This window comes from Zavarzinia marina (genome assembly GCF_021568905.1).
Taxonomy (GTDB): Bacteria; Pseudomonadota; Alphaproteobacteria; order Zavarziniales; family Zavarziniaceae; genus Zavarzinia; species Zavarzinia marina.
In genome coordinates this window covers 118,246-144,102 of record NZ_JAKGSB010000002.1, presented here as the reverse complement: position 1 = coordinate 144,102, position 25,857 = coordinate 118,246, and the positions used below count along the sequence as shown (strand labels likewise).

Sequence of the window (25,857 nt, the reverse complement as noted above, 5' to 3'; positions counted from 1 at the left end):
AAGACAGAAATATCGGAGAGCTGACCCCATGACCGTCTATTCCGCCCCCTCGCGCGAGCTGATGTTCACGCTGGAGACCATCGGCCGCCTGAACGACATTTCCGGGTACGAGCTCTACGAGCACGCGACCCCGGAAGTGATCGACCAGGTGCTGGAGGAGGCCGGCAAGCTCGCGCGGGACGTCATCGCCCCGACCAACCCGATCGGCGACCGCGAGGGTGCCAAGATCGAAAACGGCAAGGTCACGGTGCCGGCGGCCTTCGAGGCGGCGTGGAAGGCCTATGTCGAGGGCGGCTGGCCGGGCGTCCCCTTCGAGCCGGAATTCGGCGGCCAGGGCCTGCCCTGGACCGTCACCGTGGCGGTCTCGGAACTCTGGTCCTCGTCCAACATGGCCTTCGGCCTGATCATGCTGCTGAACCAGGGCGCCACCGAGGCGATCATGGCCCATGGCACCGAGGAGCAGAAGGCGACCTATCTCGAGAAGATGATCGCCGGCGAATGGACCGGCACGATGAATCTGACCGAGCCCCAGGCGGGTTCCGACCTCGGCGAGATCAAGTCGAAGGCGGTCCCGGCCGAGGACGGCACCTGGCGCATCAAGGGCCAGAAGATCTTCATCACCTTCGGCGAGCATGACCTGTCGCAGAACATCATCCATCTGGTGCTGGCCAAGACGCCGGGCGCGCCCGCCGGTTCCAAGGGCATTTCCTGCTTCATCGTGCCCAAGTATCTGATCAACGCGGATGGTTCGCTCGGCCAGCGCAACGACGTGCGCTGCGTCTCGATCGAGCACAAGATCGGCATCCACGGCTCGCCCACCTGCGTCATGGCCTTCGGCGACAACGACGATTGCGTCGGCTACATGATCGGCAAGGAGAACCGGGGCCTGCAGGCCATGTTCACCATGATGAACAATGCCCGCCTGTCGGTCGGTGTGCAGGGTCTGGCGCTGTCGGAGCGCGCCTATCAGCAGGCGCTGGCCTTCGCCCAGGAGCGCCGCCAGAGCCGCGCCGTCGGCGCCCCGCCGGGCCCGAGCGCGATCATCGACCATCCCGACATCCGCCGCATGCTGTTCACCATGCGCTCCACCATCGACGCCATGCGCGCCCTGGTGTGCCGCAACGCCCTCGCCATCGACCTCGCCAAGGCGGCGGCGACGGAGGAGGAGCGGACGGCGGAACGCGCCATGGCCGACCTGCTGACCCCGATCACCAAGGCCTGGTGCACCGACCGCGGCATGGACCTGACCTCGCTGAACATCCAGATCCACGGTGGCATGGGCTTCATCGAGGAGACGGGCGCCGGCCAGCACTGGCGTGACAGCCGCATCGCCCCGATCTACGAGGGCACCAACGGCATTCAGGCGATCGACCTCGTCATGCGCAAGGTGCCGATGCACGGCGGCGACACAGTGCGCGGCCTGATCGCCGAAATCGAAAGCGTCATCCCGGCCCTGGAAACCGCGGAAGGCGCCGACTTCAAGGTGATCGCCAAGCATCTGGCGCCGGCCACCGCCGCCTTCGCCGAGGCGACGGAATGGGTGCTGGCCCATGCCACCAACGATCCGAACGAGGTGCTGGCGACCGCCTGCACCTATCTCGAGATGGCGGGCAATGTGGTCGGCGCCTGGCTGCTGGCGCGTCTTGCCCTTGCCGCCGGCGAGAAGCTGGACCAGGACGGCGCGGACCGGAAGTTCCTGACCGCGCGCATCGCCTCGGCCCGCTATTTCGCCGAACAGCGCCTGCCGGTCGCCGCCGCCCTGCTGGGTCCGGTGACCAGTGGCAACGCCCTGCTGGCCGACCTGCCGGACCTGCTGGTGGCCTGATCGGCCATCGGACCCGCCGCCGCCGACGTCGCGTCGGCGGCGGGTCTTCGGGGGCAAGTTGACGTTCGCGTCATCCCCCCTACACTCGCAGTCGCGAACGTTTGGAAGCGAGTGCGTGGTGGGCAGTCTTTCATTTCCCTTCGAGCGGGTCCCGGCCCCCGGCGAAGCCATCGAGGTGGCGCCCGGCGTGCATTGGGTGCGCTTCTCCCTGCCGTTCAGTCTCGATCACATCAACTGCTGGCTGATCGAGGACGGCGAGGGCTGGGCCGTGGTCGATACGGGCCTGCGCGGACACGAGACCGAGGCGCAGTGGCACCGCCTGTTCGAGGGCGTCATGGGCGGCCGCCCGGTGACGCGGGTCTTCGCCACCCATCTGCATCCCGATCACATCGGTCAGGCCGGTTTCCTGGTGCGCCATTTCGGCGCTTCGCTGTGGATGACGCGGGCGGAATTCCTGCTGGCCCGCATCCTCTGCCTCGACGTCCGGCCCGAACCGCCGGCGGAGGCGGTCGAATTCTATCGTCGCTGCGGCTTCACGCCCGAGATGCTGGAGACCTACAAGGCGCGCGGCTTCGGCAATTTCTCCCTGGGCGTCAGCGAGATGCCGCTCGGCTATCGGCGCATGAGCGACGGCGACCGGATCGAGATCGGCGGCGATGAATGGGAAGTGGTGGTCGGGCGCGGCCATTCGCCGGAGCACGCCTGCCTGTGGTCGCCGGCGAGGAAGCTGATGATCTCCGGCGATCAGGTGCTGCCGCGCATTTCCTCCAACGTCTCGGTCGGCGTGACCGAGCCGGAGGCGGATCCCCTGACCGACTGGCTGGACTCCCTGGCGGCGATCGCCGGGCGCGTGCCCGACGACGTCCTGCTGCTGCCCGCCCACAACGAACCCTTCCATGGCCTGCACAGCCGGGTGCAGCGCCTCGCCGTCGGGCACCAGCGCCGGCTCGACCTGACCATGAATGCCCTGGACGAGCCGCGCCACGCCCTCGACCTGATGCTGCCGATGTTCCGGCGCAAGCTCGAAGGCACCGACCTCATGCTGGCGCTGGGCGAGGGGCTGGCGCATCTCCATTGCCTGCGCACGCGCGGCCTGATCGCGCGGGAGGAAGCGGGCGACGGTGTCCACTACTGGCGCCGTCTGGTGGCCGCGCGGGACGCGGCCGAATGATACTTCACATGTGAAGCATTTCGCCGTAGGGTGCCGGCCATGAGCTCGACACCCCGTCTCTTCCATCTGCTGAACAGGGCCCGCAATGCCGCCTTCAAGACCGCGGACGGCGAATTGCTGACGCGTCTCGACGTGACGGCGGCGCAACTCGGCGCCCTGTTCGTCCTGGGGGAGACGCCGGACTGCACCCCCGGCGATCTGGCGGAGCGCCTGGACCTCAACGCCTCCGCCGTCACCGGTCTCGCGGAGCGGCTGGAGCGCGCGGGCCTGATCAGGCGCCGCCCGCACGAGACGGACCGACGCGTGACGCTTCTCGCCCTGACGCGGGCAGGGCGCGATCGGATCGCCGCCGCCCGGCCCCTGATGACGGCGGTGAACGCCCGCCTGACCGAAGGCTTCACTGCGGAGGAAGTGGCGTTGGTCGCCCGTTTCCTCGAAACCGCCGCCGAACGTTTCGCGACCCTGCGCAACGGGGACGATCACGACAAGAAGAGGAGAGTGTCATCATGACGGATCTGGTCACCAGCGTAACCCAGGACGGTGTCGCCACCATCACCATGAACCGGCCGGACAAGAAGAACGCCCTGACGCTGGCCATGTATGACGCCATCGTCGCGGCCATGAAGGCGGCGGAAGAGGATCCGACGGTGCGCGTCCTCGTCTTCACCGGCGCGGGCGATGCCTTCACCGCCGGCAACGATCTGGTCGACTTCATGCAGAATCCGCCCGATCTCGAGGGCGAATCGCCGGTCTCGCGCTTCCTGGCCGCGATCGCCAGCTTCCCCAAGATCATGATCTCGGCGGTGAACGGCATCGCGGTCGGCGTCGGCACCACCATGCTGCTGCATTGCGACCTGGTCTATGCCGCCGACACGGCGCGTTTCTCGATGCCCTTCACCGCGCTCGGCCTCGTGCCCGAGGCGGCGTCGAGCCTGATCGTGCCGGCCATGATCGGCCACCGCAAGGCGGCCGAACTCTTCCTCTTCGGAGAGCAGTTCAGCGCGGCGACGGCGGCCGAGCTCGGCTTCGTCAACGCGGTGGTGCCGGCGGCCGAGCTGATGGCCCATGTCGCGGCCAAGACGGCGCGCCTGACCGCGCTCTCGCCCTCGGCGCTGCGCCTGACCAAGCAACTCATGAAGTCGCAGACGCCCGACGTCGCCGGCCGCATGAAGGAGGAAGGCACGATCTTCGGCCGCCTGCTGCGCGGGCCCGAGGTCGCCGAGGCGATCGGTGCCTTCTTCGAGAAGCGCAAGCCCGACTTCTCGAAATTCGCGGCCTGAGGCGGATCATAAGAAACCCCGGACCGCCGGCCGCGAGGGCGCGGCGATCCGGGGCGAGTGGCACACCCGTTAGGAGGTAACGAGCGTGTGGGAACGCGGGGCCGGGTGACGTACCTGGCCAGTTACAGCGAATAGGTCAGGTTGAAGCCGACGAAGTCGCGGTCGATATAGGGATTGCGCGAACCGCCGCCGCCCCCGCCGCCGCCGAAGCTCTTGAAGTAGTTGACGCTGAGGCTCCAGTGTTCGAGGTAGTCGAACTTCACGGCGAAATTCAGCGACGTCACGCTCTTGACGAAACCGGGCGTCGGCGCCGGGGTCACCCCGAACAGCCCGTGAGAGAAGCCGACCGACGGCGTCATGGTCACGCCGTCCATCACGTTCGGATAATCCCAGAACACGAGGCCCTGCACGCCGCCCGACCATTTCGACGGATTCTTCCAGGTCGACGGGAAATAGGGCCCCAGGTTGGTGGCATAGATCGGGTCCTGCACCGTGACCGGGCCGAGGTTCAGCGGCCGGGTGCGGAAGCCGGTGAAGCCGTTCTGGCCGTAAGCCGCATATTGCGTGCCGTTGTCGAGATCGACGTGGAGCGCGCCGAATTCGACCAGGGCGAAGAGCTGGTTGGCGCCGAGCAGCTTCGTCACCCAGTCCGAGCCGCCGCGGATCTGCATGAAGCGGATCGCCGCCTGCCAGACGTCGTGCGGCTCGTCGAGGAAGACGCGGCCGCCCGGAACATATTGATCGTCGTGCCCGGAAAAGGGCGTTTCGAGGATCGGCGCGATGCCCGGATTCTGGACGCAGACGGGCTGCACGCAAAGCTCGGTCTCGGCCTTGGTCGCCTGGTCGATGGGAACGCCGCCCGCCGAATTATAGACGGCGGCGAGGAAGGCGGGTTCGGAGATCCAGATCGGCACATTGTGCTTCCAGCTCACCTCCGCGTTGATCGCCACCGCCAGCGGGTCGTAGGTGGTGTTGAAGGCGAAGCCGATCATTTCGAGATCGGACGGGTAATATTGATAGAGACCGCCGCCCTCGAGATTCTTCAGCACCGTGGAACGGGGCGCCGTGCCGAAGGCCGGATCGATCAGCACATTGCTGAGCGGATTGGTGAGGGCCCCCGCGATATCGGTGATCGGCCCGCCGAGCACATTGGAAAGCGCCGTGGTGAGCTGGTTCAGCGCATCGACCCCGAGCTGGTCCAACAGGCCCTGGAGCAGGGGCGCCGGCAGCGCGGCCAGATTGGTCTCGCCGGTGCCGGGGGCGAATTGGGCCGGCGATTCGGCATAGAGCGAGGGCAGGCGCGAATTGTAGCGGACGTAGTAGAGCTGGAACTCGGTATTGTTCAGCTCGGGCGAAAAGTAGCGCAGCGAGACGCCCCAATCGTCCGTATCGGGATCGTCGAGCGTGGTGATGGGCGCGTTCGCCGCGAGCAGCACGCTGTTCGGATCGTCGTAATCATTGGGGTTCAGGCCGGATCCGGAGGTATAGGACCGTGTGTCGTAGGGATCGGTGAAACTGGACGAGACCTTCACGCCGTCGCAGAAATTGTCGGTGAAGGAGAAGAAGCTGCCGCAGGCGTCGAGCTTGAAGGGCTCGAAATCGAGCTGGTAGAAGGCTTCCACCGACAGGCCGCTGGCAATCTCGTAATTGACGGAGACCATGGGCACGGGGATGAGCGCGTCCTTCAGCTCGGCGCCGGGCACGCGGATCTTGCCGGCGTCGATCGGATTGATCACCGAGATGCCGTTGATGGTGAACAGCGCCTCGCCCCAGTTCAGGATCTGGTTGCCGACCGTGATGCCCAGGTAATTGTCGAACAGCGTGAAGTCGCCGCGCACATAGTAGTCGAGCAGATAGGCGTCCCAATTCGCCTTGTCGGCGGCGCCGTCGTGGTAACGCCCGGAGTTGTAGACCCGATGCGCCGGGTCGAAATCCGCCAGGTCGTTGTTGTCCGCGACCCAGTCGTAGAAGGCGGCACCCCGGACATAGACCAGGAAATTCCGCCATTCGACCGACAGTTCGGCCTTGGCCGTGGTGATCTGGCTGATCAGGTCGTATTTGTCGAAGTTCAGGTTGCCGTCGTCGTTGCCCGACGAGATCAGCCCGCCGCCGTAGTAGTAGCCGTAGTTGCGCGGATCGCGGTCGGCCATGCGGATCTGGGCGCCGGTCGACAGCGAGCCGATGATGGACACCGTGATCTCGTCGCCGACGTCGAATTCATAGGCGGCGGCGGCGCCCGCGGCGGCGGTCAGGGCGCAGACGGCGGTCGCCGTCAGGAAGATCCGGCGCGCCGGCCGGCCCGGATGCCTGGAAGCATGCATTCTCGTCTCTCCCCCACGCGGCCACGCCTCGGCGGCGCGACCGTCTTTCCTCTTCTTCGTTGGTGTCAGCGCTTGCCCATGCGGCGGATGGCGTCGGGCGAGAATTGCGAGGGATCGATATCCGGCACGTTCCAGTCCAGCATCTTTTCCTCGTTCTTCAGGCCGAAGACGACATAGCGGCCGGACTGGAGGTCGTAGCTGGTCTCGAGCGCGGAGGAGCACAGCGGCAGGTCGTAGTAATTCGCGGCCGGGGCATCCTGCACGCGCCACATCTCGCCACGGCCGTCGTATATGTCGACGGCGACGATGTTCCAGCTGTCCTCGTCGAGATAGAAGGTGCGGCGGCCGTAGATGTGGCGCGACCCTTCCTTCAGCTTGGAATCGACGACCCAGACCCGATGCAGCTCGTAGCGGGCGAGATCCTGGTTGAGGTGGGCGGGGCGCAGCAGCTCGTCATAGGGATGCTTGTCCGACATCAGCTCATAGGCGTTGTAGCCGATGTAGAGCTCCTTCGACGGCAGCAGGTCGAAGGTGTAACGGTCGGTGGCGCCGTTGTAGACGTCGAACTGGTCGGTGGTGGCGAGGCCGTCGGTGTTGAACAGCGGGTTGTCATAGGCGAGCTCGGGGGCGCGCAGCACCCGCCGCGTGCCCGGATTGTACTGCCAGGCCTGGCGCGGCAGTTCCTTGGCGTTGATCGTGTCGAGGACGAGAACGATCGAACCCGCCACCCGGGACGGCGCAGTGGTGATGTTCAGGTAGGAAATACCGATATTGTTGAGCTGCTTGATGTCGGTAACGTCGCCGATCTCGGCGAGGCCGGGGCCGGAATAGTGGATGATGCCCTCGTCCTGGCTCTTGAACATGATGTAGGAACCGTCGCGGTTCACCGCGGCGGAGCCGAACCAGCGGCGGAACTTGAAGCCGCGATAGCGAAGCCGGTGGTTCCAGATTGCCTCGACGCCGCTCTGCGGGATCGGGAAGGGCACGCCCAGGATTGCGTCATTCAGGCCGTTCTTGTCCTCGGTCATGGTCGCGGTCGCGGCGTTCCGCTTGCTCGCCTCATAGACCCGCTCGGGCAGGGAACACGACCGCCGCGTCTGATAGACCGGCATCTTGAAGTCGGGATAGAGCTTCAGCATGGCCTGCTGGCCGGCGGTCAGATGGGCCACGTATTGGCCCATGTTGGCGGCGCTGATGGTCGCCGTCGGCGTGTCGCCGGCAAAGGGGTTGGGATAATGCGTACCCGGCGCGTAGCCCGCCGGCGGCCTGGTGATGCCGCCGTCATAGGCGGGAATCGTGCCCTCGGCATTGCCCGCCTTGATGGCGCCGACCATGGTCAGATCCGCGCCCAGGCGATCGGCCTCCGACTGCGGCACCTTGGCCGAGGCGGGCGTCGCCGCCGCGGCAAGGACAAGACCCGCCATCATGAGGTTCAGCGTCTTCATCAGGTGCTCCTCGTATCCCCGGTAAACACAGTTTTCGCTCGGGAAGTGAAGGCGCATCCTTCGTCCAAGGCGCACGGGAATCCGCTGCGGTGACTTTGCCACCGCATGAAATTTCCTGATTTTTCAAGAAACGATCCCGTTCCGCCCTTGCCTCGTCGCCGACGGGCAAAAGAAACCCGCCAGCGCCCTTTCAGGCACTTCCTCCGCTTTTCGTTGTTGCAAGGGAAGTTATCAGGTCGAATTGGCGAGTTCTTGCACATGTGTGAACTCGATTTTTCATATTTCTGGCGTCGCTGGACGGATGTCCCTATCCTGACGAAAAACAAGGTGCGGAAGCGCCAAAGGGGGTGGGATGTTCTCGACGTTCCGGCGGGATTTCGATTATGTGACCAGTGCTCTGGGCGATCCGGAGTTCGAGTACTGCACGATATTGGACGATCGTCCTGCAATGATCGGCTATTGGTGCCGGCATGTGGCGATCTTCGACATGGCGCCGCTGGCCCATTGGGGCGTCGCCATCATGCTGGGCGGCCGGGCCGGGGCGCGCTACCGCGTGGACGAGGACTGGTCGGAGCGCGAGGCGGCACCGGGATCGGTGCAGTTCATCCCCGCCAACACGCGGGTGTTCTGGCGCATCAACGGCGAGCTCGACCTGCTGACCGTGCAGTTTCGGCCATCGGCGCAGGCCTGCGCCATGATCGGGCGCAGCGAATTCATCGACGATCTGCAATTCGCCGTGCCCGACGCGCTGTCCCTCAGCCTCGGCCTGTCGATCGCGGGCGAATTGGGACAGCCGGCGGACGATATGACCGAGGGCCATCTGAAGGCGATGGTGGGCGCCCTATGCGGCCATCTGGAAACGATCGCGATCCGCCGCATCCGCGCCCTGCAACCGTCGAACGGGCGGCGCTCGTTCCGGCGCGCGGCGGTGTCGGACTTCGTCGGCGCCAATCTGGAGCGCGGCATCGAGATCGACGAGATCGCGCGCCTGTTCGACGTCTCGGCGTCCTACGTCTTCCGTTTCTTCAAGACCGAATTCGGCATGACGCCCCATGCCTTCATCACCCGTGCCCGGGTGACGCGGGCCTGCGAACTGCTGCAGAGCACGCGGGTCTCGCTGGCGGAACTGGCCGATCAGGTCGGCTTCGCCAGCCAGAGCCATTTCTCCCGCGTCTTCAAGCAGCATCTGGGGGAGACGCCCCAGCAGTACCGCCGCCGCATCGCCGAGTGACGGCGCGCCCGCTCAGTCGGCGTCGCGGAAATAGGGCTCGACCGGGCCCTTGAGGAGGATGGTCAGGGGATTGCCCTTGCGGTCGCGGGAATTGCCGGCGGCGACGCGGATCCAGCCCTCGGAGATGCAATATTCGTCGACATTGGTCTTTTCCTGCCCCTTGAAGCGGATGCCGATGCCGCGCTTCAGGATCTCTTCGTCGTAATAGGGGCTGTTCGGATTGGTGGAAAGACGGTCGGGCAGGCTGTCGGTCATGCGTGTTGGCCATCGCTGGAAACGGAAAGCCGACAGTATTAGCCCCCCAGGACCGGACTGCCAACCGGGGGCCGGACAGGAAAAATTCGCCTTTCGCGCGGCGCGGGCTTTATTTCTGTCACGGAAGCGGGGCAGGGTAGGGCGATCGTGGGGCGACGTCCCTCGAAGATCTCACCCCGTTTCAGGACATCCCATGCGACAGCTCTCCCAGGCCGGCCAGCAGGCGGTCGGCGATATCGCGCAACGTCACGGTTTCAGCGCCGACGCCGTCACCTCGATGCTGATGAGCGTCGTCAACGGCAACGGCTCCATGGCGCAGTTCGACCATCCGGAATTCGGCGGCTCGGGCCAATGGATGCAGGGCGGCATGATCATGCTGTCCGACATGTTCAACAATGCTCTGAAGGGCCGGATCGACGCCCTGTGCAACGAACTGGCGTCGCTGGCCGCCAGCCAGCCCGGCCTGCTGCTGACCGGCAGCTTCCAGTCCCAGAGCCAGGGTGGTTACGGCCAGGGTGGCTACGGCAATTACCAGAGCCAGGACAGCCAGCCGAATCAGGGCGGATACCAGTCGCAGAGCCAGGGCGGCGGTGCCGGCGTCAGCCTGTTCGTGCCGGGGCCGGGCCAGGGCAGCCATTGGTGGCCGGCGGACCTCGGCCAGCCGAACAGCAGCGGTGCCCAGAACAATGTCCGCTATGCCTGGTTCGCCGGACCCCGGCGCCTCGCCATCGACCTCGGCGGCCATGTCACGGTCTATGACACGATGGATCATTCGATCGGCGGCTTCTCGCAGCAGCAGTCGGGCAGCGGCACCCTCAGCTTCACCAGCCAGTACGGCCTGATCGACGTCGCCTCCCTGCCCGTGGTCTCCGGCGGCCGCGAGGCGCCGGCGGCGCCGCGGATGCCGGATGCAGCGCCGCCCATGCCCGAGGTACCGGCGCCCGCCACCATCATGCCGGAAGTGCCGCCGCCGGCACCCCAGGAAGTGCCGGTGCCGACGGCGACCGAAATCCCGGCCCCGGACAGCGCGGGGCTCGAGGTCCCGGCGCCGGCCAGCCCGGCCCAGGCAGCTCCCTCCGCCGCCGACATCATCGCCACCATCGAGAAGCTGGCGGCGCTCCGCGACAAGGGCATCCTGAGCGACGCGGAATTCGCGGCAAAGAAGGCGGAACTGCTGTCGCGTCTCTAGAAACCGGGGAAAGCCGCGATTGTCGTTGCCTTCGACGGCCATTTCCGATAGGAACGCGGCTTCCCGACGCGCAGTCGAAACCGATTTACCCATGGCCGGCGGCCCAGGACAGCCAGGGCACCGTGGTCAAGGAGCAGGACGATGAAGGAAGGCATTCACCCGGACTACCACGTCATCTCGGTCGAAATGACCGATGGCACGGTGTTCAAGACCCGCACCACCTGGGGCAAGGAAGGCGATGTCATGAAGCTCGACATCGACAAGAGCTCCCACCCGGCGTGGACCGGCGGTCAGCAGCGCATCATCGACACCGGCGGCATGGTCGCCCGGTTCAACAAGCGCTTCTCGAAGTTCGGCCTCAAGTAAGGCCGCGCCGCGACCGGCGGCGTTCGTGAAAGGGCGGTCCCGCGGGGCCGCCTTTTTTCGTTCCAGGGCCTCTTGAAGCCCGGGCCGCAGCCCTTAAATCCATTGGTGCCGGGTGCCCGCGACGGGGCTCGGCGCGCGATCCCGCCCGGGCTTCGGGGGGATGGCCGCATGACGAAACTCGCCGTTGCTCAATGGAGAATTGCGATGCGCTCTGCCTTTGATTTTTCGCCCCTGATGCGTTCCACCATCGGTTTCGACCGGGTCTCGCGCCTGCTCGATGCCGCCGCCCGCGTCGACGAGGCCGCCACGTCCTATCCGCCCTACAACATCGAGAAGGCGGGCGAGGACAAGTACCGCATCACCATGGCCGTCGCCGGCTTCGCCCCCGACCAACTCGACGTGACCGTGAACGAGAATGTCCTCGTCATCGCCGGCAAGGGCCGCGAGGACAAGGCCGAGGTCCAGTATCTGCATCGCGGCATCGCCGCCCGCGCCTTCGAGCGCCGCTTCGAGCTTGCCGATACCATCAAGGTCGTGAATGCGTCGTTCGAGAACGGCCTGCTGCACGTCGATCTCGTGCGCGAGGTGCCGGAAGCGAAGAAGCCGCGCCAGATCGCGATCGAGACCGGCGCCGCCGTCGCCGGCCCGCGGATCGAGCATCAGGCCGCCGCCTGATACGCTTCCTTTTCTGGATAGGCTTCCCCGTCTGGATGGGCCCCTTCCGAAGGGGCCCGAAAGACGACGGGCTGCCCGATGGGCAGCCCGTTCTTTTGTGATGCCGTCCCTGTAAGACTTGCGGGACGGATCATGCGCGGGTGCATGACCTGCGTCAACCCGTCACAGCGAAACGCGAATAAGATTCTTATCGCTCAGCGCTTGAAAAAGGCGTCCGCCGCGCTTCGGCTCGCCTTCTTCTTTGCGATTGCGTCCTCGCAGCGGGCGATCTCCGCCCGGGCGGACTCGATGCGCGCCTCGATGTCCTCGACCGACAGATTGTCGAGCGGGGCGGGCGCGATCAGATGAGCCTTCAGGGCCGCGCCGGGCCGGGCCACGCGTTCGTCTTCGGGATCGAATGCCATTCCTGTCTCCCCATTACTGGCCTGTCTCCCCATTACTGGCCTGTCTCCCCATTACTGGCTCCCCATTCTTGCCTCCGGGGCCGTCCTCGCCTAACCAGAGGGTCTCAGCAAGGATAAGCGCCATGACCCCTCCCGTCCTGCCCGATACCATGACCGCCATCGCCATCACCAGCCCCGGGGGGCCCGAAGTGCTGCAGCCGGTGCATCTGCCGGTACCCCGGCCGGGCGCGGGCGAGGTGCTGATCAGGCTGGAAGCGGCGGGGGTCAACCGGCCGGACGTGTTCCAGCGTCTCGGTCTCTATCCGCCGCCGCCGGGTGCGCCCGAGACCCCGGGGCTCGAGGGCGCGGGCACCGTGGTCGCGCTCGGCGCGGGCGTCGACGGTGTCGGCCTCGGCGATCGGGTGACGGCCCTGCTGCCGGGCGGCGGCTATGCCGAATACGCGGTGGCGCCGGCCGCCAACTGCCTGCCCGTGCCGCCGGGCCTGACCATGGTCGAGGCGGCGGCGATGCCCGAGACCTTCTTCACGGTCTGGACCAACGTCTTCGATCGCGGCGGCCTGAAGGCGGGGGAGAGTTTCCTCGTCCACGGCGGCGCCAGCGGCATCGGTACGACGGCGGTGCAGATGGCTTCGGCCCTGGGGGCGAAGGTCTTCACCACGGTCGGCGGCGCCGCCAAGATCGAACCCCTGAAGGCCCTTGGCGCCCATCGGGTGATCGACTACGAAACGGAAGACTTCGTCGAGGTGATCAAGGCCGAGACGGGCAAGAAGGGGGTCGACGTCATCCTCGACATGGTCGGTGGCGATTACGTCCAGCGCAACCTGACCTGCCTCGCGGTCGATGGCCGGCTGGTCTATATCGCCTTCCTCAAGGGACCCCAGGTCGAGATCAATCTGATGGGCCTGATGCTGAAGCGCCAGACCATCACCGGCTCGACGCTGCGCATCCGCTCCGTCGCCGACAAGGCGGCGATCGCGGAGTCGCTGCGCGAGACGGTCTGGCCGCTGGTCACCGAGGGGCGCATCAAGCCGGTGATCGACACGGTCTTCCCCCTGGCGGACGCCGCCGGCGCCCACGCCCGCATGGACGACCGGGGCCATCTGGGCAAGATCGTGCTGACGATGTGAGCAGCCCGCGATCCGAGTACCTCGTCGTCCCGGCGCAGGTCGGGACCTTGTCGAGATAAGGGCGGCCTTGTCGTCACGAGATCCCGGCCTTCTGCCCCGATGACGCGTTCGGATTCCGGGCGGGTTTAAAGTCGTGCCGCGTGCAGGGTTTGACGATGGCGCCGGGCGCGACTATATAGCCGTTATCGCTAAATGCCATGAATCGTGGCGGCGGCAGGTCCGGTGAGGATCCGTCGCAACGGTGGAGGATTGACATGCCCCTTCCCTTGATGCCCAAGGCCACAGCCGTCTGGCTGGTGGAAAATACCGCCCTGACCTTCGATCAGATCGCGACCTTCTGCGGCCTGCATCCGCTGGAGGTGAAAGGTATTGCCGACGGCGAGGTGTTCCAGGGCATCGTCGGTCTCGACCCGGTCACCCACGGCCAGATTTCCCAGGCCGAGCTGGACAAGGCCCAGGCCGATCCGCGCCACCATATGGAACTGCTGGAATCGACCAATCCGGCGCCGCGCGTCCGCTCCAAGGGCCCGCGCTACACGCCGGTGTCGCGCCGTCAGGACCGTCCGGACGCCATCGCCTGGCTGCTGCGCCATCATCCCGAGCTTTCGGACGCCCAGCTCTGCCGCCTGATCGGCACCACCAAGCCGACCATCAAGGCGGTGCGCGAGCGCAGCCATTGGAACAGCTCGAACATCAAGCCGGTCGATCCCGTGACCCTCGGCCTGTGCAGCCAGATCGAACTCGACCAGGCGGTGCAGAAGGCGGCCGAGCGCCTGAAGAGCGAAGGCGGCGACGAGGACGAGGATTACGACGAGGCGAACGCCCCCGAGGTCCTGGAGGCCCTGGCCGAAGGCGAGAGCGAAGCGCCGGAAGGCGAAGAAGCGCCGGTCGGTGAAGAAGCGGCAGGCGAAGAGGGCGACGGCGAGGGCGACGAGTCCCCGATCCCCGGCTGGGCCAACTGATTTCCGACCCCCGGCGGTAGCCGCCGCCGGGAATTCATCGAAACAGTCGATGAATTATTGGATAATAATGCGTTGGATTGATTGATCGCGGGCTGTCACCGTCTTCGGACCGGAGGACAGCCGCCATGAGTTCAACGCCTATCCTTTCCCTTTCCGATCCTGTTCCCCTGGCCCGACGGGCGGGGGACGTTCTGCCCGGTCTCTTGCTGGCGGGCGGCATCGGCCTTGCCGCGACCGCGCTCAACCGCCTGCCGGCCTTCGGCGCCCTCAGCCCCATGATCCTCGCCATCGCCCTGGGGATCGGCCTCGGCAATCTCGCCCGTCTGCCGGCGCGGGTCAGGCCCGGCATCGCCTTTTCCATGCGCCGCCTGCTGCGCGCCGGGATCGTGCTCCTCGGCCTGCAACTGACGATGGCGCAGGTCTTCGCGGTCGGGCCCGGCGGGCTGGCGGTGATCGCCCTCAGCCTGGCCGCCACCTTCGGCTTCACCACCCTCGCCGGCCGTCTTCTGGGGGTCGGGCGGGAATTGACGGCGCTGATCGCCGCCGGCACCTCGATCTGCGGCGCTTCCGCCGTACTGGCGGCCAATACGGCGGTGCGCGGCCGGGACGAGGACGTCGCCTATGCCGTCGCCTGCGTCACCATCTTCGGTTCGATCGCCATGTTCGCCTATCCGGCGCTGGCCGGCCTCGCGGATCTCGGGCCGCGCGCCTTCGGGCTCTGGGCCGGGGCTTCGATCCACGAGATCGCCCAGGTCGTCGCCGCCGCCTATCAGCGCGGCACCGAGGCGGGCGATTTCGGCACCGTCGCCAAATTGTCCCGCGTCATGCTGCTGGCCCCGGTCGTCCTGCTGCTCGGCCTCGGCCGGGGCGGCCAGGGCGCGGCCAGGCCGCCGGTGCCCTGGTTCGTCCTCGGCTTCATCGTTCTGGTCGGCCTGAACAGCGTGGTGGACGTGCCGGCGGGTCTCAGGGCGGCGGCGGCACCGCTGACCGGCTTCCTGCTGGCCACGGCGCTGGCCGCCATGGGGTTGGAGACGGATCTGCGCCGCCTGAAGGCCGAAGGATTGCGTCCCCTGCTGCTCGCCCTGCTGGCCTTTGTTTTCATCGCCGGCTTCAGTCTGCTACTGGTCGAGGTGATCGGCTGAGGGCCGAAGCCAACGATCGGACGGGACCGGATGACATTGGAGCAACTGCGGATCTTCGTCGCCGTCGCCGAGCACGAGCACATGACCCGCGCCGCCGAGGCCCTGCGCCTGACCCAATCCGCGACCTCGGCCGCCATCGCCGCGCTCGAGGCGCGCCACGGCACCAGATTGTTCGACCGGGTGGGCCGGGGCATCGCCCTGACGGCGGCGGGCCGCGCCTTTCTGCCGGCGGCGCGCGCCGTCCTCGCCGAGGCGGCGGGGGCGGAGGCGCTGCTGGCCGATCTGACCGGGCTGGCCCGGGGCCGGCTCTCGGTGGCCGCCAGCCAGACCGTCGCCCATTACTGGCTGCCGCCGCTTCTGCTGCATTATCGCGAGAGCTATCCCGGCATCGTGGTCGATGTCGCCATCGCCAATACCGAGGCCGTCGCCGCGCTGCTGCATGACGGTGCCGCCGACATCGGCTTCGTCGAGGGCCGGGTGGCGGACGATGCCCTGTCCGCCCGCCCGATCGCGGCGGACGACATGGTGCTGGTCGCCGCCGCCGGCTTCGACGCCGGGCCGCCGCCCCTCGATCCTCGGCGCCTGCGCTGGATCCTGCGCGAGAAGGGGTCCGGCACGCGCGACGCGCTGGAGCGCGCGCTGGCGGCCCACGGCCTCGGTCTCTTCGATCTCGACGTCCTGCTCGAACTGCCGTCCAACGAAGCGGTGCGCACGGCGGTGGAGGCGGGCGGCGGCGTCGCCGTGCTGTCGCGCGTGGTGGTCGCCAGCGGCCTCGAGACGGGCCGGCTGGCGGTGCTGCCGTTCGCGATGCCGGGGCGCCAATTCCTGATGCTGACCCATCGCCAGCGCAGCCTCTCCCGCGCGGCGGAGGCGCTGGCGGGTCTGGTGGACGCTCAGGCACCCTAGGTTCCGTGCGCCAGCGTCAGCCAGGCCCGCGCCTTTGGCGATCACGAAGGTCATCGCGGATAGATGGCCGTGTCTCGCGATAATGTAATCAGAATTGTGATCGCCCTCGGTTTTATTACGGTTAGCCCCATCTGTATTGGGTTGGGGGCTTTCATGTCTGTGATCTTCGGGCGTCGGCGTGTGCGCGGCGGGTTGAGCGGCGCTGCTTTATCGGTCGCGCTGGCGGGCGTGTCGCCGGCCATGGCGCAGGAGCCGGCCGACAGCGACGACAGCGTCATGCTCGACGTGATCGTGGTCGAGGGCGAGAAGGTGCCGCGCGAAGTCTTCAAGACCTATGAGAGCGTCGATGTCGTCACCGACGACGAGATCGAGGACTTCGGCTATGACACGCTCGGCCAGGCGCTGAACAACGCGCCCAACATCCGGTCGTTCGATACCGGCACGGGCAACGGCAATTTCGTCATTCGCGGCCAGAACGCCGAGGGTGCCACCCAGCCCAGCCGCTCCAATCCCGCGATCTCCGTCGTGGTCGACGGCGCCGAACAGGGCATCGAGGCGACGCGGCGCGGCACGCGCGGCATCTGGGACGTCGAGCAGATCGAAGTGCTGCGCGGGCCGCAGTCGACCCTGCAGGGCCGCAACGCCCTGGCCGGCTCGATCCAGATCAAGACCAAGGATCCGACCTGGGACCCGGAATTCAGGTTCGAAGGCATCGGCGGCAATCAGCACACGGCATCCGGCGCGATCGTCGCTTCGGGACCGATCGTCGAGGATCAGCTCGCCGTCCGCATCGCCGGCCAGATGTCGCGGCGGGACAACGGCATCGAGTACACCGACCCCATCCTCGCGACGCTGGGCGACGACGAATTCGAGGAAGTGCGCGGCAAGCTGCTGATCGAACCCGCCGGCCTGCCCGAATTCTCCGGCCTGTTCACGATCAGCCATACCCACGACAAGCCCGCCTGGTCGCTGGCCACCGGCCCCGATTTCTTCGCCCGGACCTTCACCGATACCGGTAACAGCGCCGGGGAATTCCGCGACACCAAGGTGAACCGCTACATCGCCGACCTGAGCTACGAAATCTCCCCGGACTGGACGATCAACTCGATCAGCGCCCTGGTCGATACGGACGTCGAGATCACGTCGCCGGCCACGTCGGCCCTGGTGCGCGACGACATGCGCGGCGGCCAGGATCTGTCGCAGGACATCCGGCTCAGCTATGCCTCGCCGGATTCGCCGGTCTCGGGCGTGATCGGCGTCTTCGCCGGCCGCTCCACCATGGATATCGATTCCAACATCCAGACGACGTTCTTCGCCCCCCTCATCCCCCTGCTGCCGTTCCAGCAGCTCGACGCGACGAACGAGAGCGAGTCCTTCGCGCTCTATGCGGACGCACGCTACGAATTCGCCGACCGCTGGACCTTGCTCGCGGGCGGCCGCCTGCTGCGCGACGAAGTCTCCGCGAACTACAGCGGTGCCCTGCTGGATGTCGTCACGACCATTGCCACCTTCACGCCGACCTACGCCTCGCTGGCCGAGGACAGTTCGGTCTCCGATACCGCCTTCCTGCCGAAGATCGGCCTCGCCTTCGATCTGGCGGAGAATCAGACCATCGCCGCCACGGTCAGCAAGGGCTATCGCCCCGGATTCTCGGAACTCGAGATCGGCACGGCGAACGTCAACGAAGTCTCGGCGGAATCCCTGTGGGCCTATGAGCTGGCCTATCGCTCGCGCTGGTTCGGCGACCGCCTGCAACTCAATCTCGACGCCTTCTACTACGACTATCGCGACCAGCAGGTCCCGATCTTCTTCAGCGACAGCTTCCCGTTCCAGACCATCACGATCAATGCCGCCGAATCTCATGCCTATGGCGCGGAGGTCGAGGCGCGGTGGAAACCCACGCCGGGCCTCGAGCTCTTCGCCGGCCTCGGCCTTCTCGACACGGAATTCGACGAAGGTTTCGTCCTGACCGGTTCGGGCGGCGCCGGCTTCAATCTCGACGGCAATGAATTCCCGGAGGCGCCGGCCGTCACCGCCTCGCTGGGTGGCATGTGGCACCATCGCTCGGGCTTCTTCCTGGGCGGCGACGTCATCTACACCGACGGGTTCTACAGCAAGGGCGACATCGCCAATTCGCCGGCGCTGTCCGTCGATGCCTTCACCCTGGTCAATGCCAATTTCGGCTATGAGGCCGAGCATTTCACCGTTTCCGCATTCACCCGCAACCTCTTCGACGAGGAGTATCTGACCGGCATCTCGTCCGGTGGGGCGCAGGCGGCCGTCGGCGAGGGACGGACCTTCGGCATCCGCCTCAGCAGCCAATTCTGAAATCTGCAACCGAAGGGGTATCGCGGGGGCACGGTCCGCTGGCGATGAAGACCCGGCGGTAGTGTGAGGAAGGGGCGAATGGAAACCATGGGCGTCATCATCGGCCACGGGAACATCCGCGTCTTGATCGGCCTTATGGCGATCGGGACGGCACGCGCGGTGTCGTCGATTCATCGCGAAACGTTCTGACCGGCATGTGGGGCGCGCTCTATCTCGTGCTCGCGCTGGCTGCGGCTGGCGCCTTCTACCTGGGCAGCCCGCATCAGCGGCTGCGCGGGGTCCGCCGGCCGCGGCGCCTGCGCCGGGCCGGCTGGCTGTTGCTGGTGCTGGCCTGGGCGGCGGCCTGGCGGGCGCTGGGCTTCTGGGGCGGCGGCTTTGCGATGCTGACGGCTTTCATGCTGGCGGCCGTCGCCCTGCCCTATGCCGACGTCTGGTACGGCGCATGGAAGAGCGAGCGCAAGGCGCGGAAGGAAATCCGCCATGTGGGTTAAGGCGCTCGCGGCGGCCCTCCTGGGCTTGCCGTTGACGGTTGCCGTCATCGGCCTGCTGGCCCTGAGCTGGCCCGGCCGTCCCGAGATCGTCACCCTGCCCTGGCTGATGATGGCCTTTCCCCTCTGGATCGGCCTCATGTCGCTTGCCTTCGCCGCGCGCAGCGGTCTGCGGGCCTGGCTGTGGATGGGCGGTGCCACGGTGCTCGGCTATGGTCTGCTGCAGGGCCTGAAGACTCTGGGCTGGATCGGAGTCGGCGCACCATGAGACTCCCATCCAAGACGCTGCGCAGCTTCGTGACGCTGCACACCTGGGTCGGCCTGGCTTCCGGCCTGCTGCTCTTCATTGCGTTCTATGCGGGTGCCATCTCGGTCTTCACGCATGAGCTCGACGGCTGGCGCCGGCCCGCGGGCGAAGTCCCGCGCGAGGAAAAGATCGAGCGGGCGCAGCTGTTGCTGGACAAGGTCCAAGCCGCCCACCCGAACGCGCATAATCTTCGCCTGCGCCTGGAACCCGCCAATCCCGAACTGCACTGGTACAGCGAGAATTACGCCGAACACCGCCGCTACCTGCTCGATCCCTCGAACCAGGCGTTGACGCAGGGCGCGGAGCACGGCGGCTTCATTCAGTTCATCTACACGCTGCACTATACGGCCGGCCTGCCCGCGCCCTGGGGCACCTATCTGTTCGGCGTCGCCTGCGTGCTCTACGGTCTGGCCCTGGTCAGCGGCATCGTCGTCCATTCTCCCGTGCTGTTGAAGGACATGTCCGCATTGCGCGCCGGGCGCAACCTCAAGCGCTTCTGGCAGGACGCGCATAATGTCATCGGCGTGCTTTCCCTGCCTTTCCACGCGATCTTCGCCTGGAGCGGGGCAATCCTGACCATCGGCACGCTCCTGCTGGCACCCTTTCAGTTCCTCGTCTTCGAGGGTCGGTTGATGCCGCGGATCGGGCCCGACCTCGAGGTTGCCGCGCATGTGGAACCGGCGGGGGTACGCCAACCCTTGCAGCCCCTGGCCGAACTGCTGCGCCGCGCGGAGGAAGAGGTGCCCGGCCTTGAGGTCGGCGCCATCGCCCTGCACGATCCCGGTGATGTCAACGCACAGGTCACGCTCTCGGGCCTGGCGGACCAGAAGAGGTTGAGCCGGCGTGTGGCCGTGGCGCTCAACGGCGCCACCGGTGCGGTGCTGGGCATCGACCAGCCGATCACCGACACGCCGGGCAAGCGCTTTCTCGCCGGTCTGACCTCGCTGCACTACGGCAATTTCGGCGGCACGTTGCTCAAGTGGCTGTATTTCATCCTCGGCCTGGCGGGCGCTTTCCTGTTCTACAGCGGCAACCTGCTTTACGTTGAGGCGCGCCGAAAGCGCCAGCAGGCCGAACAGCCGCGCCGCACGCGCCTCATGGCGCAGCTGACGCTGGGCGTGTGCCTCGGCTGCATTGCCGGTATCTCGGCACTGTTCGTCAGCGGTGCCCTGCTGCCCGAGCGTTTCGACGAGTCCGTCTATTTCGGCTTGTTCTTCGCCTGCGTCGTCTGGGCATTTCTGCGCGCGCCGGCCCGCGCCGGGCACGAGTTGCTGTGGCTGTGCGCCGTGGTGACCGCCGCGATCCCCGCGGCGGCCTGGGTGGCCACCGGCGTGTCGCCGCTTGCCGCGTTGCTGGACGGGCATCTGCATCGGCTCTGGGTGGATGTGACGGCCTTGCTGCTGGCCTGGGCCTATGCGCGCATGGCGCGCGCCACGCTGCGTCGCGGTCGGGAGGGGCCGATCAACAGTGTCTGGTCCCTGCCCGGACGGCGGGCGGCCACGGTTTCACCCTGAATTCGGCGCCGCCACGGTCGCCGGTCGATGCTCAGGCGCCGTAGATCCCGTGCGCCAGCGTCAGCCAGGCCCGCGCCGCATCCGAGAGATAGCCGCCCCGGCGCCAGGCCAGGGCCATGTGCCAGTCGACCCCCTCCGCGTCCAGTTCCGCCAGATGCACGCCCGTCTGCTCGCGCCGTTCCGCGATCATGCGGGGCAGCACGGCGCAGCCGAGGCCGGCGGCGACCAGGGCGCAGATGAAGCTGACCTGGGCGCTGCGCGCCGCCTCGACCGGGGTGAAGCCGGCGCGCTGGCAGGCGGCGGTGATCACCGCGTTCAGGGCGAAACCGCCCTCGAACAGGATGAAAGGGGTCTCGCGGAGATCGGCGAAGCCGATGCGCGGGCGTCCGGCCAGCGGATGGTCCGCCGGGATCAGCACCGCCAGCGGTTCGCGCCGCACCGCCTGCCAGGCGAAGGCGTCGTCGAGGGGCAGCAGGGTGGCGATCATCTCCATCTCGCCGCCCAGCAGCATCGCCTCCAGCCGCTTGGCGCCATGTTCGACCAGGCGGATCTCGACGCCGGGATAGCGCTGGCGATAGGCGGCGAAGAGCGGGGCGAAGAGTTCGGCGCTGCCCAGCGGCGGCAGGCCCAGGCGCAATTCGCCCCGGCGCAGGCCGCGCAGATCGTCGATCTCGCGCAGCATGTCCTCGCGCGCCGCCAGGATCGCCTGGGCGCGGCGAAAGACGATGTCGCCCGCCGCCGTCAGCACCGGCCGATGGCCGGTCCGGTCGAGGAGGATGACGCCCAACTCGTCCTCCATCTGCTGGACGGCCTTGCTCACGGTCGGCTGGGTGGCGAAGACCACCTTGGCCGCGGCGGAGAAACCGCCCTGGCGGACGACCTCGACGAAGATCCTGAGGGTGCGAAGCTGCATTCTCATTCCAATATGGAATAAATTTCATTCCGACAATTCATTTTATCTATAGGGCCGGCGCGCCAAGATAAGGATCGTCGCAAGGAAACCCGTCATGCCGCGCCGCATCCTCCTCTCGTCCCAGCGGATCCTCCACCGCAGCCGTCTGGTCCAGCTCGGGCTGATCGTCGGTTTCTGGTGGCTCGGGGATGCGGCCGTGCGCGCCATCGGCCTGCCGGTGCCGGGCGGGGTGATCGGCATGTTGCTGATGCTGGGCCTGCTGCTGGCCCGGGGGATCGGCCCGTGCAGCGTGCGGCGCGGCGCCGACGTGCTGCTGGGCGACATGCTGCTGTTCTTCGTGCCGGCGGTCATGGGCCTGCTGGACCATGGGGAATTCCTGGGCCTGCTCGGCGCCAAGATCTTCCTGCTGATCCTGGTCGGCACCCTGCTGGTCATGGCCGGCACGGCCCTGACGGTCGAACTGGTGCAGCGCCTGATGGCGCGTTCGGGCGCCGATCATGCCCGTTGAAGCGAAGATCCTGTTCTGGCCGGCGGCGACCGTCGCCGCCTATCTGCTGTGCCGGGCGCTCTATCGCCGCCGTCCGGGGTGGCAGACCTCGCCCCTGCTGACGACGCCGGTGGTGCTGATCCTGCTCGCCGTCGCCCTTCATGCCAGCTATGGCGATTATCTGCTGGGCAGCCATTGGCTGATGGCCATGGTCGGGCCGCTGACCGTCGCCTTCGCCCTGCCGATCTACGATCAGCGGGCGGTGATCCGGCGCCATTGGCTGCCGCTTGCCGTCGGCGTCGCCGTGGGCAGCCTGATCGCGGTCGCCAGCGGTTACGCGCTGGCCCGCGCCCTCGACCTCGCGCCCGAACTCCGGCAGAGCCTGCTGCCGCGTTCCGTCACCATGCCCTTCGCCATGAATGTCTCGGGCCATGTCGGCGGGCTGCCGGAGCTGACGGCGGTCTTCGTCATGATCACCGGCGTGGTCGGGGCGGCGCTCGGCGATCTGCTCCTGAAACTCCTGCCGTTGCGCTCCTCGATGGCGCGGGGCGCGCTGTTCGGCATGGGGGCGCATGGTGCCGGCGTCGCCAAGGCGCGGGAGGTCGGGGCGGAGGAAGGCTCCGTCGCCGGCCTCGTGATGATCCTCGCCGGGCTCGCCAATGTCGCGGTCGCGCCCGCGCTGATCATGACGCTGGGGTAGAGGCCCAGGTCATGGTCAGGTCTTCGCGGTGGGCGAAGCGGATCAGGTGGCTTTCGATCACCTGCTGAACCTGTTCCAGCGTGTCGGCGTCGGCCGCCTCGGCGTCGAGGCGCAGGCCCTCGGCGTCGCTTTTCAGCCGGCAGGTGCCGAAGGGAAAGTCGATCCGCCCGTTGCCGGCGTCGAGGTCGAGTTCGGTCGGGATCTTATGGGCGAAATGCTTGCACAATTGCCCGAGGTAGCGCCGGCCCGACGCCGTCGCCACCATGGCCCTGGACTGGATCATCGGCATCCTCACAGTTTCTCGATTTCGAGGGCGGCGGCATCGATCGCGGCGGCGGCGAGGCGGACCTGCTCCTCGTCGGGCTTGCCGGCGGCGAGCTTCAGGCGCAGCGCCATCCTCAGGTTCTCCATGGCGCGGATGATCTGGGGCGGCGGACCGTCGCCGTGGATCGCCTTGGCTTCCGCCATGCGGGCGAAGAGGGCATCGACCGCGCCCTTGTTGGCGTCGATCTGGGCGCGCCCTTCCTCGGTGACGCCATAGAGCTTGCGGCTGCCCTCGCTCTCGACGATGGCGGCCTGGTTCATCTCCTCGAGCAGGGTCAGGGTCGGATAGACCACGCCCGGGCTCGGGCTGTATTGGCCGCCGGCCGCATCCTCGATCGCCTTGATCAGCTCATAGCCGTGGCGCGGCTTCTCCGCCAGCAGGCCCAGGATCACCAGGCGCAACTCGCCGTGATCGAAGAACCGGCGCCCGCGCCGTCCGCCGCCGCCGTGACGGCCGCGCCCGCCGCGCTCGTGATCGCCGAAATCGTCCCGGCCCCGGGCGAAGCGCCGGCTGTCGCCGCATCCCTTGTCGTGGCGGCCCCTTTCATGGCGGCCCCTATCCTGGCGGCACAGGCCGCTCTCTCTGTTGAAACGCATCTTCATTCTCCGACATTGTTTCGATATGTCGAAGTTTGGATATATCTAATTGCACTCGAATTCAAGCGAGAAAAACCGATCGCCCGATGCGGGTCATTCGAGATCGGGGCGGCGCCGGTCCTTCTTGACGGTGGCGCGCTGGCCCTTCCGGGTCAGGCGGCGCTGCTTGGAGGCGAGGGTGGGGCGGGTCGGCCGGCGGGTGACGGGCACCACGCTCGCCTTGCGGATCAGCTCGAACAGGCGCTCGCGGGCATCGGCGCGATTGCGCTCCTGGGTGCGGTGCTGGCGCGCGAAGAGGACCAGGACACCGTCCTGGGTCATGCGCCGGCCGGCGAGCGCGATCAGGCGCTGGCGCACGCCCTCCGGCAGGGAGGGGGAACGGGCGACGTCGAAGCGCAGTTCGACGGCGGTGGCGACCTTGTTGACGTTCTGCCCGCCCGGCCCCGAGGCCTGGATGAAACTCTCCAGGATCTCGCCATCGTCGATGGTGATGCGGTGGGTGATGCGGATCGGGGCCATCGTTCGATCTGAATGTGGGGCGTTCTGAATATGGGGCGCTCAGAACGCGGTTGCGGCGGCATGGCCGCTCGACCACGCCCATTGGAAATTATAGCCGCCCAGCCAGCCGGTGACATCCACCGCCTCGCCGATGAAATGAAGGCCGGGCACCCCATTGGCCTCCATGGTGCGGGACGACAGATCCCGCGTGTCGACGCCGCCGGCCGCGACCTCGGCCTTGGCGAACCCTTCGGTTCCGTCGGGCACCACGCGCCAGCGCGAAATCCGCTCGGAAAGATTGCGCAGGATCTTGTCCCCGGTCTCGCCGATCGGGCGGTGCTGTTCCCCCGCGAGAGCCTGGGCAAGGCGGGCCGGCAGGATTTCCGCCAGCACGCTCCGCACTTCCGCCTTCGGGCGGGCGTCCTTGCGGTCCTTGAGGAAGGCGAGGGTGTCGGTGCCCGGTGCCATGTCCAGGGTGATCGCCGCGCCTGGCTGCCAATAGGACGAAACCTGGAGGATGGCGGGGCCCGACAGGCCGCGGTGGGTGAACAGCACGGCCTCGTCGAAGCGTGCCTTGCCGCAGGCGACGCGGGCACCGAGGGCAACGCCCGACAGCGGCACGGTCCAGGCCCGTTCCGTCGCATCCAGGGTGAAGGGCACCAGGGCCGGGCGCGGTTCCACCACGCGAAGGCCGAATTGTCGTGCCACGTCATGGGCAAAGGCGGTGGCCCCCATCTTGGGGATCGACGGGCCGCCGGTCGCCATCACCAGGCGCGGGGCGAGGAAGGTGCCGCGTTCCGTCGCCACCCTGAAGCGGCTGCCGTCATGGCCGACCTCGGTGATCCGGTGCGACAGGCGGATGTCGACGCCGCCCACGGCGCATTCCGTCAGCAGCATGGCCAGGATCTCGCGCGCCGAGCCGTCGCAGAACAATTGCCCCAGGGTCTTTTCGTGAAAGGCGATGCCGTGGCGGCGCACCATGTCGACGAAATCATGCTGGTCATAGCGGCTCAGCGCCGATTTGCAGAAATGCGGATTGGCCGACAGGAAGCGGTCGGGGCCCGCGTCGAGATTGGTGAAATTGCAGCGCCCGCCGCCCGAAATCAGGATCTTGGCGCCAGGCTTCGGCCCGTGTTCGAGTACCACCACGCGCCGGCCGCGTCCGCCCGCCGTCGCCGCGCAGAACAGGCCGGCGGCACCCGCGCCGATGACGATCGAATCACTTTCGATGGGACGGGTCGTGGTCATGGCCCGTGATTGTATGCATGGCTCGCATCCGTCACGTGGAATTCGCGCCGATACGTGGAATTTCCGGCACCCGAGGGCGGTTGTGCCACCGGGGATTGAGCCCGTCTTCCCGAAATCGGAAATTGTATTGATTTGTCGCGGATCATTGCTCAAT

Annotated in this window: 27 protein-coding genes; 18 read left to right on the top strand and 9 right to left on the bottom strand. The window is 67.1% G+C overall.

The window, feature by feature from the left end; genetic code table 11:
- The first annotated feature begins 28 nt into the window (after positions 1 to 28).
- The 4 genes from L2U69_RS06485 (at position 29) to L2U69_RS06470 (ending at position 4,276) form a co-directional block, all read left to right on the top strand.
- Positions 29 to 1,825 (top strand): acyl-CoA dehydrogenase, encoded by a 1,797-nt coding sequence (locus L2U69_RS06485; protein WP_236105976.1) that lies wholly within the window; start codon positions 29 to 31, stop codon positions 1,823 to 1,825.
- A 118-nt stretch (positions 1,826 to 1,943) separates the two neighbouring features.
- Positions 1,944 to 2,996: an MBL fold metallo-hydrolase gene (locus tag L2U69_RS06480; RefSeq protein WP_236105975.1), complete on the top strand. Its 1,053-nt coding sequence runs from the start codon at positions 1,944 to 1,946 to the stop codon at positions 2,994 to 2,996.
- 39 nt (positions 2,997 to 3,035) lie between these two features.
- Positions 3,036 to 3,506 (top strand): MarR family winged helix-turn-helix transcriptional regulator, encoded by a 471-nt coding sequence (locus tag L2U69_RS06475; protein WP_236105974.1) that lies wholly within the window; start codon positions 3,036 to 3,038, stop codon positions 3,504 to 3,506.
- Positions 3,503 to 4,276 carry an enoyl-CoA hydratase gene (locus L2U69_RS06470; protein WP_236105973.1) on the top strand — a complete coding sequence of 258 codons (774 nt, stop codon included), beginning with the start codon at positions 3,503 to 3,505 and terminating at the stop codon, positions 4,274 to 4,276. Before L2U69_RS06475 ends, L2U69_RS06470 begins: the two co-directional genes overlap by 4 nt.
- Positions 4,277 to 4,398: 122 nt before the next feature.
- Here the strand turns inward: L2U69_RS06470 and L2U69_RS06465 are convergent, their stop codons facing one another.
- Entirely contained in the window at positions 4,399 to 6,597 is a 2,199-nt protein-coding gene (locus L2U69_RS06465; protein ID WP_236105972.1) for a DUF1302 domain-containing protein, read from the bottom strand.
- Positions 6,598 to 6,662: 65 nt separating this feature from the next.
- On the bottom strand, positions 6,663 to 8,042 hold the full coding sequence (locus tag L2U69_RS06460; protein ID WP_236105971.1) for a DUF1329 domain-containing protein: 1,380 nt from the start codon (positions 8,040 to 8,042) through the stop codon (positions 6,663 to 6,665).
- A 352-nt stretch (positions 8,043 to 8,394) separates the two neighbouring features.
- Between L2U69_RS06460 and L2U69_RS06455 the strand changes: the two genes are divergently transcribed.
- The gene (locus L2U69_RS06455; protein ID WP_236105970.1) at positions 8,395 to 9,273 is read left to right on the top strand and encodes a helix-turn-helix transcriptional regulator; all 879 of its coding nucleotides are present in this window, start codon (positions 8,395 to 8,397) and stop codon (positions 9,271 to 9,273) included.
- 12 nt (positions 9,274 to 9,285) lie between these two features.
- Here L2U69_RS06455 and L2U69_RS06450 read toward each other — a convergent pair whose 3' ends face one another.
- A complete protein-coding gene (locus L2U69_RS06450; RefSeq protein WP_236105969.1) occupies positions 9,286 to 9,528 on the bottom strand; it encodes a DUF3297 family protein in 243 nt (80 codons plus the stop codon).
- Positions 9,529 to 9,721: 193 nt separating this feature from the next.
- Here L2U69_RS06450 and L2U69_RS06445 point away from each other — a divergent pair, with 193 nt between their 5' ends.
- The 3 genes from L2U69_RS06445 to L2U69_RS06435 all read left to right on the top strand — a co-directional run bounded on the left by L2U69_RS06445 (position 9,722) and on the right by L2U69_RS06435 (position 11,758).
- Positions 9,722 to 10,717 carry an SHOCT domain-containing protein gene (locus tag L2U69_RS06445; protein WP_236105968.1) on the top strand — a complete coding sequence of 332 codons (996 nt, stop codon included), beginning with the start codon at positions 9,722 to 9,724 and terminating at the stop codon, positions 10,715 to 10,717.
- 141 nt (positions 10,718 to 10,858) lie between these two features.
- Positions 10,859 to 11,083 carry a 50S ribosomal protein L31 gene (gene rpmE / locus L2U69_RS06440; protein ID WP_236105967.1) on the top strand — a complete coding sequence of 75 codons (225 nt, stop codon included), beginning with the start codon at positions 10,859 to 10,861 and terminating at the stop codon, positions 11,081 to 11,083.
- A 204-nt stretch (positions 11,084 to 11,287) separates the two neighbouring features.
- Positions 11,288 to 11,758 (top strand): Hsp20 family protein, encoded by a 471-nt coding sequence (locus tag L2U69_RS06435; RefSeq protein ID WP_236105966.1) that lies wholly within the window; start codon positions 11,288 to 11,290, stop codon positions 11,756 to 11,758.
- 194 nt (positions 11,759 to 11,952) lie between these two features.
- Here L2U69_RS06435 and L2U69_RS06430 read toward each other — a convergent pair whose 3' ends face one another.
- Positions 11,953 to 12,162 carry a DUF1192 domain-containing protein gene (locus L2U69_RS06430; protein ID WP_236105965.1) on the bottom strand — a complete coding sequence of 70 codons (210 nt, stop codon included), beginning with the start codon at positions 12,160 to 12,162 and terminating at the stop codon, positions 11,953 to 11,955.
- A 122-nt stretch (positions 12,163 to 12,284) separates the two neighbouring features.
- Between L2U69_RS06430 and L2U69_RS06425 the strand changes: the two genes are divergently transcribed.
- From L2U69_RS06425 to L2U69_RS06390, 8 genes are all read left to right on the top strand, one after another.
- Complete coding sequence (locus L2U69_RS06425) at positions 12,285 to 13,289, top strand: NAD(P)H-quinone oxidoreductase (protein WP_236105964.1); 1,005 nt, start codon at positions 12,285 to 12,287, stop codon at positions 13,287 to 13,289.
- A gap of 254 nt (positions 13,290 to 13,543) precedes the next feature.
- Positions 13,544 to 14,251: a DUF1013 domain-containing protein gene (locus L2U69_RS06420; protein ID WP_236105963.1), complete on the top strand. Its 708-nt coding sequence runs from the start codon at positions 13,544 to 13,546 to the stop codon at positions 14,249 to 14,251.
- 125 nt (positions 14,252 to 14,376) lie between these two features.
- Positions 14,377 to 15,393 carry a YeiH family protein gene (locus tag L2U69_RS06415; RefSeq protein WP_236105962.1) on the top strand — a complete coding sequence of 339 codons (1,017 nt, stop codon included), beginning with the start codon at positions 14,377 to 14,379 and terminating at the stop codon, positions 15,391 to 15,393.
- A 30-nt stretch (positions 15,394 to 15,423) separates the two neighbouring features.
- Positions 15,424 to 16,299: a LysR family transcriptional regulator gene (locus L2U69_RS06410; RefSeq protein ID WP_236105961.1), complete on the top strand. Its 876-nt coding sequence runs from the start codon at positions 15,424 to 15,426 to the stop codon at positions 16,297 to 16,299.
- Between the two features lie 153 nt (positions 16,300 to 16,452).
- A complete protein-coding gene (locus L2U69_RS06405; protein ID WP_236105960.1) occupies positions 16,453 to 18,627 on the top strand; it encodes a TonB-dependent receptor in 2,175 nt (724 codons plus the stop codon).
- A 215-nt stretch (positions 18,628 to 18,842) separates the two neighbouring features.
- Complete coding sequence (locus tag L2U69_RS06400; protein WP_236105959.1) at positions 18,843 to 19,118, top strand: hypothetical protein; 276 nt, start codon at positions 18,843 to 18,845, stop codon at positions 19,116 to 19,118.
- Positions 19,108 to 19,383: a hypothetical protein gene (locus tag L2U69_RS06395; protein WP_236105958.1), complete on the top strand. Its 276-nt coding sequence runs from the start codon at positions 19,108 to 19,110 to the stop codon at positions 19,381 to 19,383. The genes L2U69_RS06400 and L2U69_RS06395 overlap by 11 nt, the downstream gene beginning before the upstream one ends.
- A complete protein-coding gene (locus tag L2U69_RS06390; RefSeq protein WP_236105957.1) occupies positions 19,380 to 20,936 on the top strand; it encodes a PepSY-associated TM helix domain-containing protein in 1,557 nt (518 codons plus the stop codon). The genes L2U69_RS06395 and L2U69_RS06390 overlap by 4 nt, the downstream gene beginning before the upstream one ends.
- A 31-nt stretch (positions 20,937 to 20,967) precedes the next feature.
- Here L2U69_RS06390 and L2U69_RS06385 read toward each other — a convergent pair whose 3' ends face one another.
- Positions 20,968 to 21,849 carry a LysR family transcriptional regulator gene (locus L2U69_RS06385; protein WP_236105956.1) on the bottom strand — a complete coding sequence of 294 codons (882 nt, stop codon included), beginning with the start codon at positions 21,847 to 21,849 and terminating at the stop codon, positions 20,968 to 20,970.
- A gap of 94 nt (positions 21,850 to 21,943) precedes the next feature.
- On the opposite strand from L2U69_RS06385, the gene L2U69_RS06380 reads away from it, so the two are divergent.
- Together L2U69_RS06380 and L2U69_RS06375 are read left to right on the top strand one after the other, a co-directional pair.
- Complete coding sequence (locus tag L2U69_RS06380; protein WP_236105955.1) at positions 21,944 to 22,357, top strand: CidA/LrgA family protein; 414 nt, start codon at positions 21,944 to 21,946, stop codon at positions 22,355 to 22,357.
- Positions 22,347 to 23,036, top strand: coding sequence for an LrgB family protein (locus L2U69_RS06375; RefSeq protein WP_236105954.1), 690 nt, complete (start codon positions 22,347 to 22,349; stop codon positions 23,034 to 23,036). The genes L2U69_RS06380 and L2U69_RS06375 overlap by 11 nt, the downstream gene beginning before the upstream one ends.
- On the opposite strand, the gene L2U69_RS06370 is transcribed toward L2U69_RS06375, so the two are convergent.
- The 4 genes from L2U69_RS06370 to L2U69_RS06355 form a co-directional block, all read right to left on the bottom strand.
- Entirely contained in the window at positions 23,020 to 23,319 is a 300-nt protein-coding gene (locus L2U69_RS06370) for a DUF2218 domain-containing protein (protein WP_236105953.1), read from the bottom strand. The genes L2U69_RS06375 and L2U69_RS06370 overlap by 17 nt on opposite strands.
- An 8-nt stretch (positions 23,320 to 23,327) precedes the next feature.
- On the bottom strand, positions 23,328 to 23,957 hold the full coding sequence (locus L2U69_RS06365) for a PadR family transcriptional regulator (protein ID WP_236105952.1): 630 nt from the start codon (positions 23,955 to 23,957) through the stop codon (positions 23,328 to 23,330).
- Between the two features lie 93 nt (positions 23,958 to 24,050).
- Complete coding sequence (gene arfB / locus L2U69_RS06360) at positions 24,051 to 24,476, bottom strand: alternative ribosome rescue aminoacyl-tRNA hydrolase ArfB (protein ID WP_236105951.1); 426 nt, start codon at positions 24,474 to 24,476, stop codon at positions 24,051 to 24,053.
- A gap of 39 nt (positions 24,477 to 24,515) precedes the next feature.
- Positions 24,516 to 25,703: a BaiN/RdsA family NAD(P)/FAD-dependent oxidoreductase gene (locus L2U69_RS06355; RefSeq protein WP_236105950.1), complete on the bottom strand. Its 1,188-nt coding sequence runs from the start codon at positions 25,701 to 25,703 to the stop codon at positions 24,516 to 24,518.
- Positions 25,704 to 25,857: the final 154 nt, after the last annotated feature.

What these genes read in the sequence shown, in the direction of transcription:
- L2U69_RS06395 (WP_236105958.1), top strand. Translation starts at nt 19,108, where the DNA reads ATGTGGGTTAAGGCGCTCGCGGCGGCCCTCCTGGGCTTGCCGTTGACG.
- L2U69_RS06430 (WP_236105965.1), bottom strand. Translation starts at nt 12,162, where the DNA reads ATGGCATTCGATCCCGAAGACGAACGCGTGGCCCGGCCCGGCGCGGCC.
- L2U69_RS06420 (WP_236105963.1), top strand. Translation starts at nt 13,544, where the DNA reads ATGCCCCTTCCCTTGATGCCCAAGGCCACAGCCGTCTGGCTGGTGGAA.
- L2U69_RS06390 (WP_236105957.1), top strand. Translation starts at nt 19,380, where the DNA reads ATGAGACTCCCATCCAAGACGCTGCGCAGCTTCGTGACGCTGCACACC.
- L2U69_RS06405 (WP_236105960.1), top strand. Translation starts at nt 16,453, where the DNA reads ATGTCTGTGATCTTCGGGCGTCGGCGTGTGCGCGGCGGGTTGAGCGGC.
- arfB (WP_236105951.1), bottom strand. Translation starts at nt 24,476, where the DNA reads ATGGCCCCGATCCGCATCACCCACCGCATCACCATCGACGATGGCGAG.
- L2U69_RS06370 (WP_236105953.1), bottom strand. Translation starts at nt 23,319, where the DNA reads ATGATCCAGTCCAGGGCCATGGTGGCGACGGCGTCGGGCCGGCGCTAC.
- L2U69_RS06380 (WP_236105955.1), top strand. Translation starts at nt 21,944, where the DNA reads ATGCCGCGCCGCATCCTCCTCTCGTCCCAGCGGATCCTCCACCGCAGC.
- L2U69_RS06455 (WP_236105970.1), top strand. Translation starts at nt 8,395, where the DNA reads ATGTTCTCGACGTTCCGGCGGGATTTCGATTATGTGACCAGTGCTCTG.
- L2U69_RS06485 (WP_236105976.1), top strand. Translation starts at nt 29, where the DNA reads ATGACCGTCTATTCCGCCCCCTCGCGCGAGCTGATGTTCACGCTGGAG.
- L2U69_RS06365 (WP_236105952.1), bottom strand. Translation starts at nt 23,957, where the DNA reads ATGCGTTTCAACAGAGAGAGCGGCCTGTGCCGCCAGGATAGGGGCCGC.
- L2U69_RS06475 (WP_236105974.1), top strand. Translation starts at nt 3,036, where the DNA reads ATGAGCTCGACACCCCGTCTCTTCCATCTGCTGAACAGGGCCCGCAAT.
- L2U69_RS06415 (WP_236105962.1), top strand. Translation starts at nt 14,377, where the DNA reads ATGAGTTCAACGCCTATCCTTTCCCTTTCCGATCCTGTTCCCCTGGCC.
- L2U69_RS06410 (WP_236105961.1), top strand. Translation starts at nt 15,424, where the DNA reads ATGACATTGGAGCAACTGCGGATCTTCGTCGCCGTCGCCGAGCACGAG.
- L2U69_RS06460 (WP_236105971.1), bottom strand. Translation starts at nt 8,042, where the DNA reads ATGAAGACGCTGAACCTCATGATGGCGGGTCTTGTCCTTGCCGCGGCG.
- L2U69_RS06375 (WP_236105954.1), top strand. Translation starts at nt 22,347, where the DNA reads ATGCCCGTTGAAGCGAAGATCCTGTTCTGGCCGGCGGCGACCGTCGCC.
- L2U69_RS06465 (WP_236105972.1), bottom strand. Translation starts at nt 6,597, where the DNA reads ATGCATGCTTCCAGGCATCCGGGCCGGCCGGCGCGCCGGATCTTCCTG.
- L2U69_RS06450 (WP_236105969.1), bottom strand. Translation starts at nt 9,528, where the DNA reads ATGACCGACAGCCTGCCCGACCGTCTTTCCACCAATCCGAACAGCCCC.
- L2U69_RS06425 (WP_236105964.1), top strand. Translation starts at nt 12,285, where the DNA reads ATGACCCCTCCCGTCCTGCCCGATACCATGACCGCCATCGCCATCACC.
- L2U69_RS06445 (WP_236105968.1), top strand. Translation starts at nt 9,722, where the DNA reads ATGCGACAGCTCTCCCAGGCCGGCCAGCAGGCGGTCGGCGATATCGCG.
- L2U69_RS06470 (WP_236105973.1), top strand. Translation starts at nt 3,503, where the DNA reads ATGACGGATCTGGTCACCAGCGTAACCCAGGACGGTGTCGCCACCATC.
- rpmE (WP_236105967.1), top strand. Translation starts at nt 10,859, where the DNA reads ATGAAGGAAGGCATTCACCCGGACTACCACGTCATCTCGGTCGAAATG.
- L2U69_RS06435 (WP_236105966.1), top strand. Translation starts at nt 11,288, where the DNA reads ATGCGCTCTGCCTTTGATTTTTCGCCCCTGATGCGTTCCACCATCGGT.
- L2U69_RS06385 (WP_236105956.1), bottom strand. Translation starts at nt 21,849, where the DNA reads ATGCAGCTTCGCACCCTCAGGATCTTCGTCGAGGTCGTCCGCCAGGGC.
- L2U69_RS06355 (WP_236105950.1), bottom strand. Translation starts at nt 25,703, where the DNA reads ATGACCACGACCCGTCCCATCGAAAGTGATTCGATCGTCATCGGCGCG.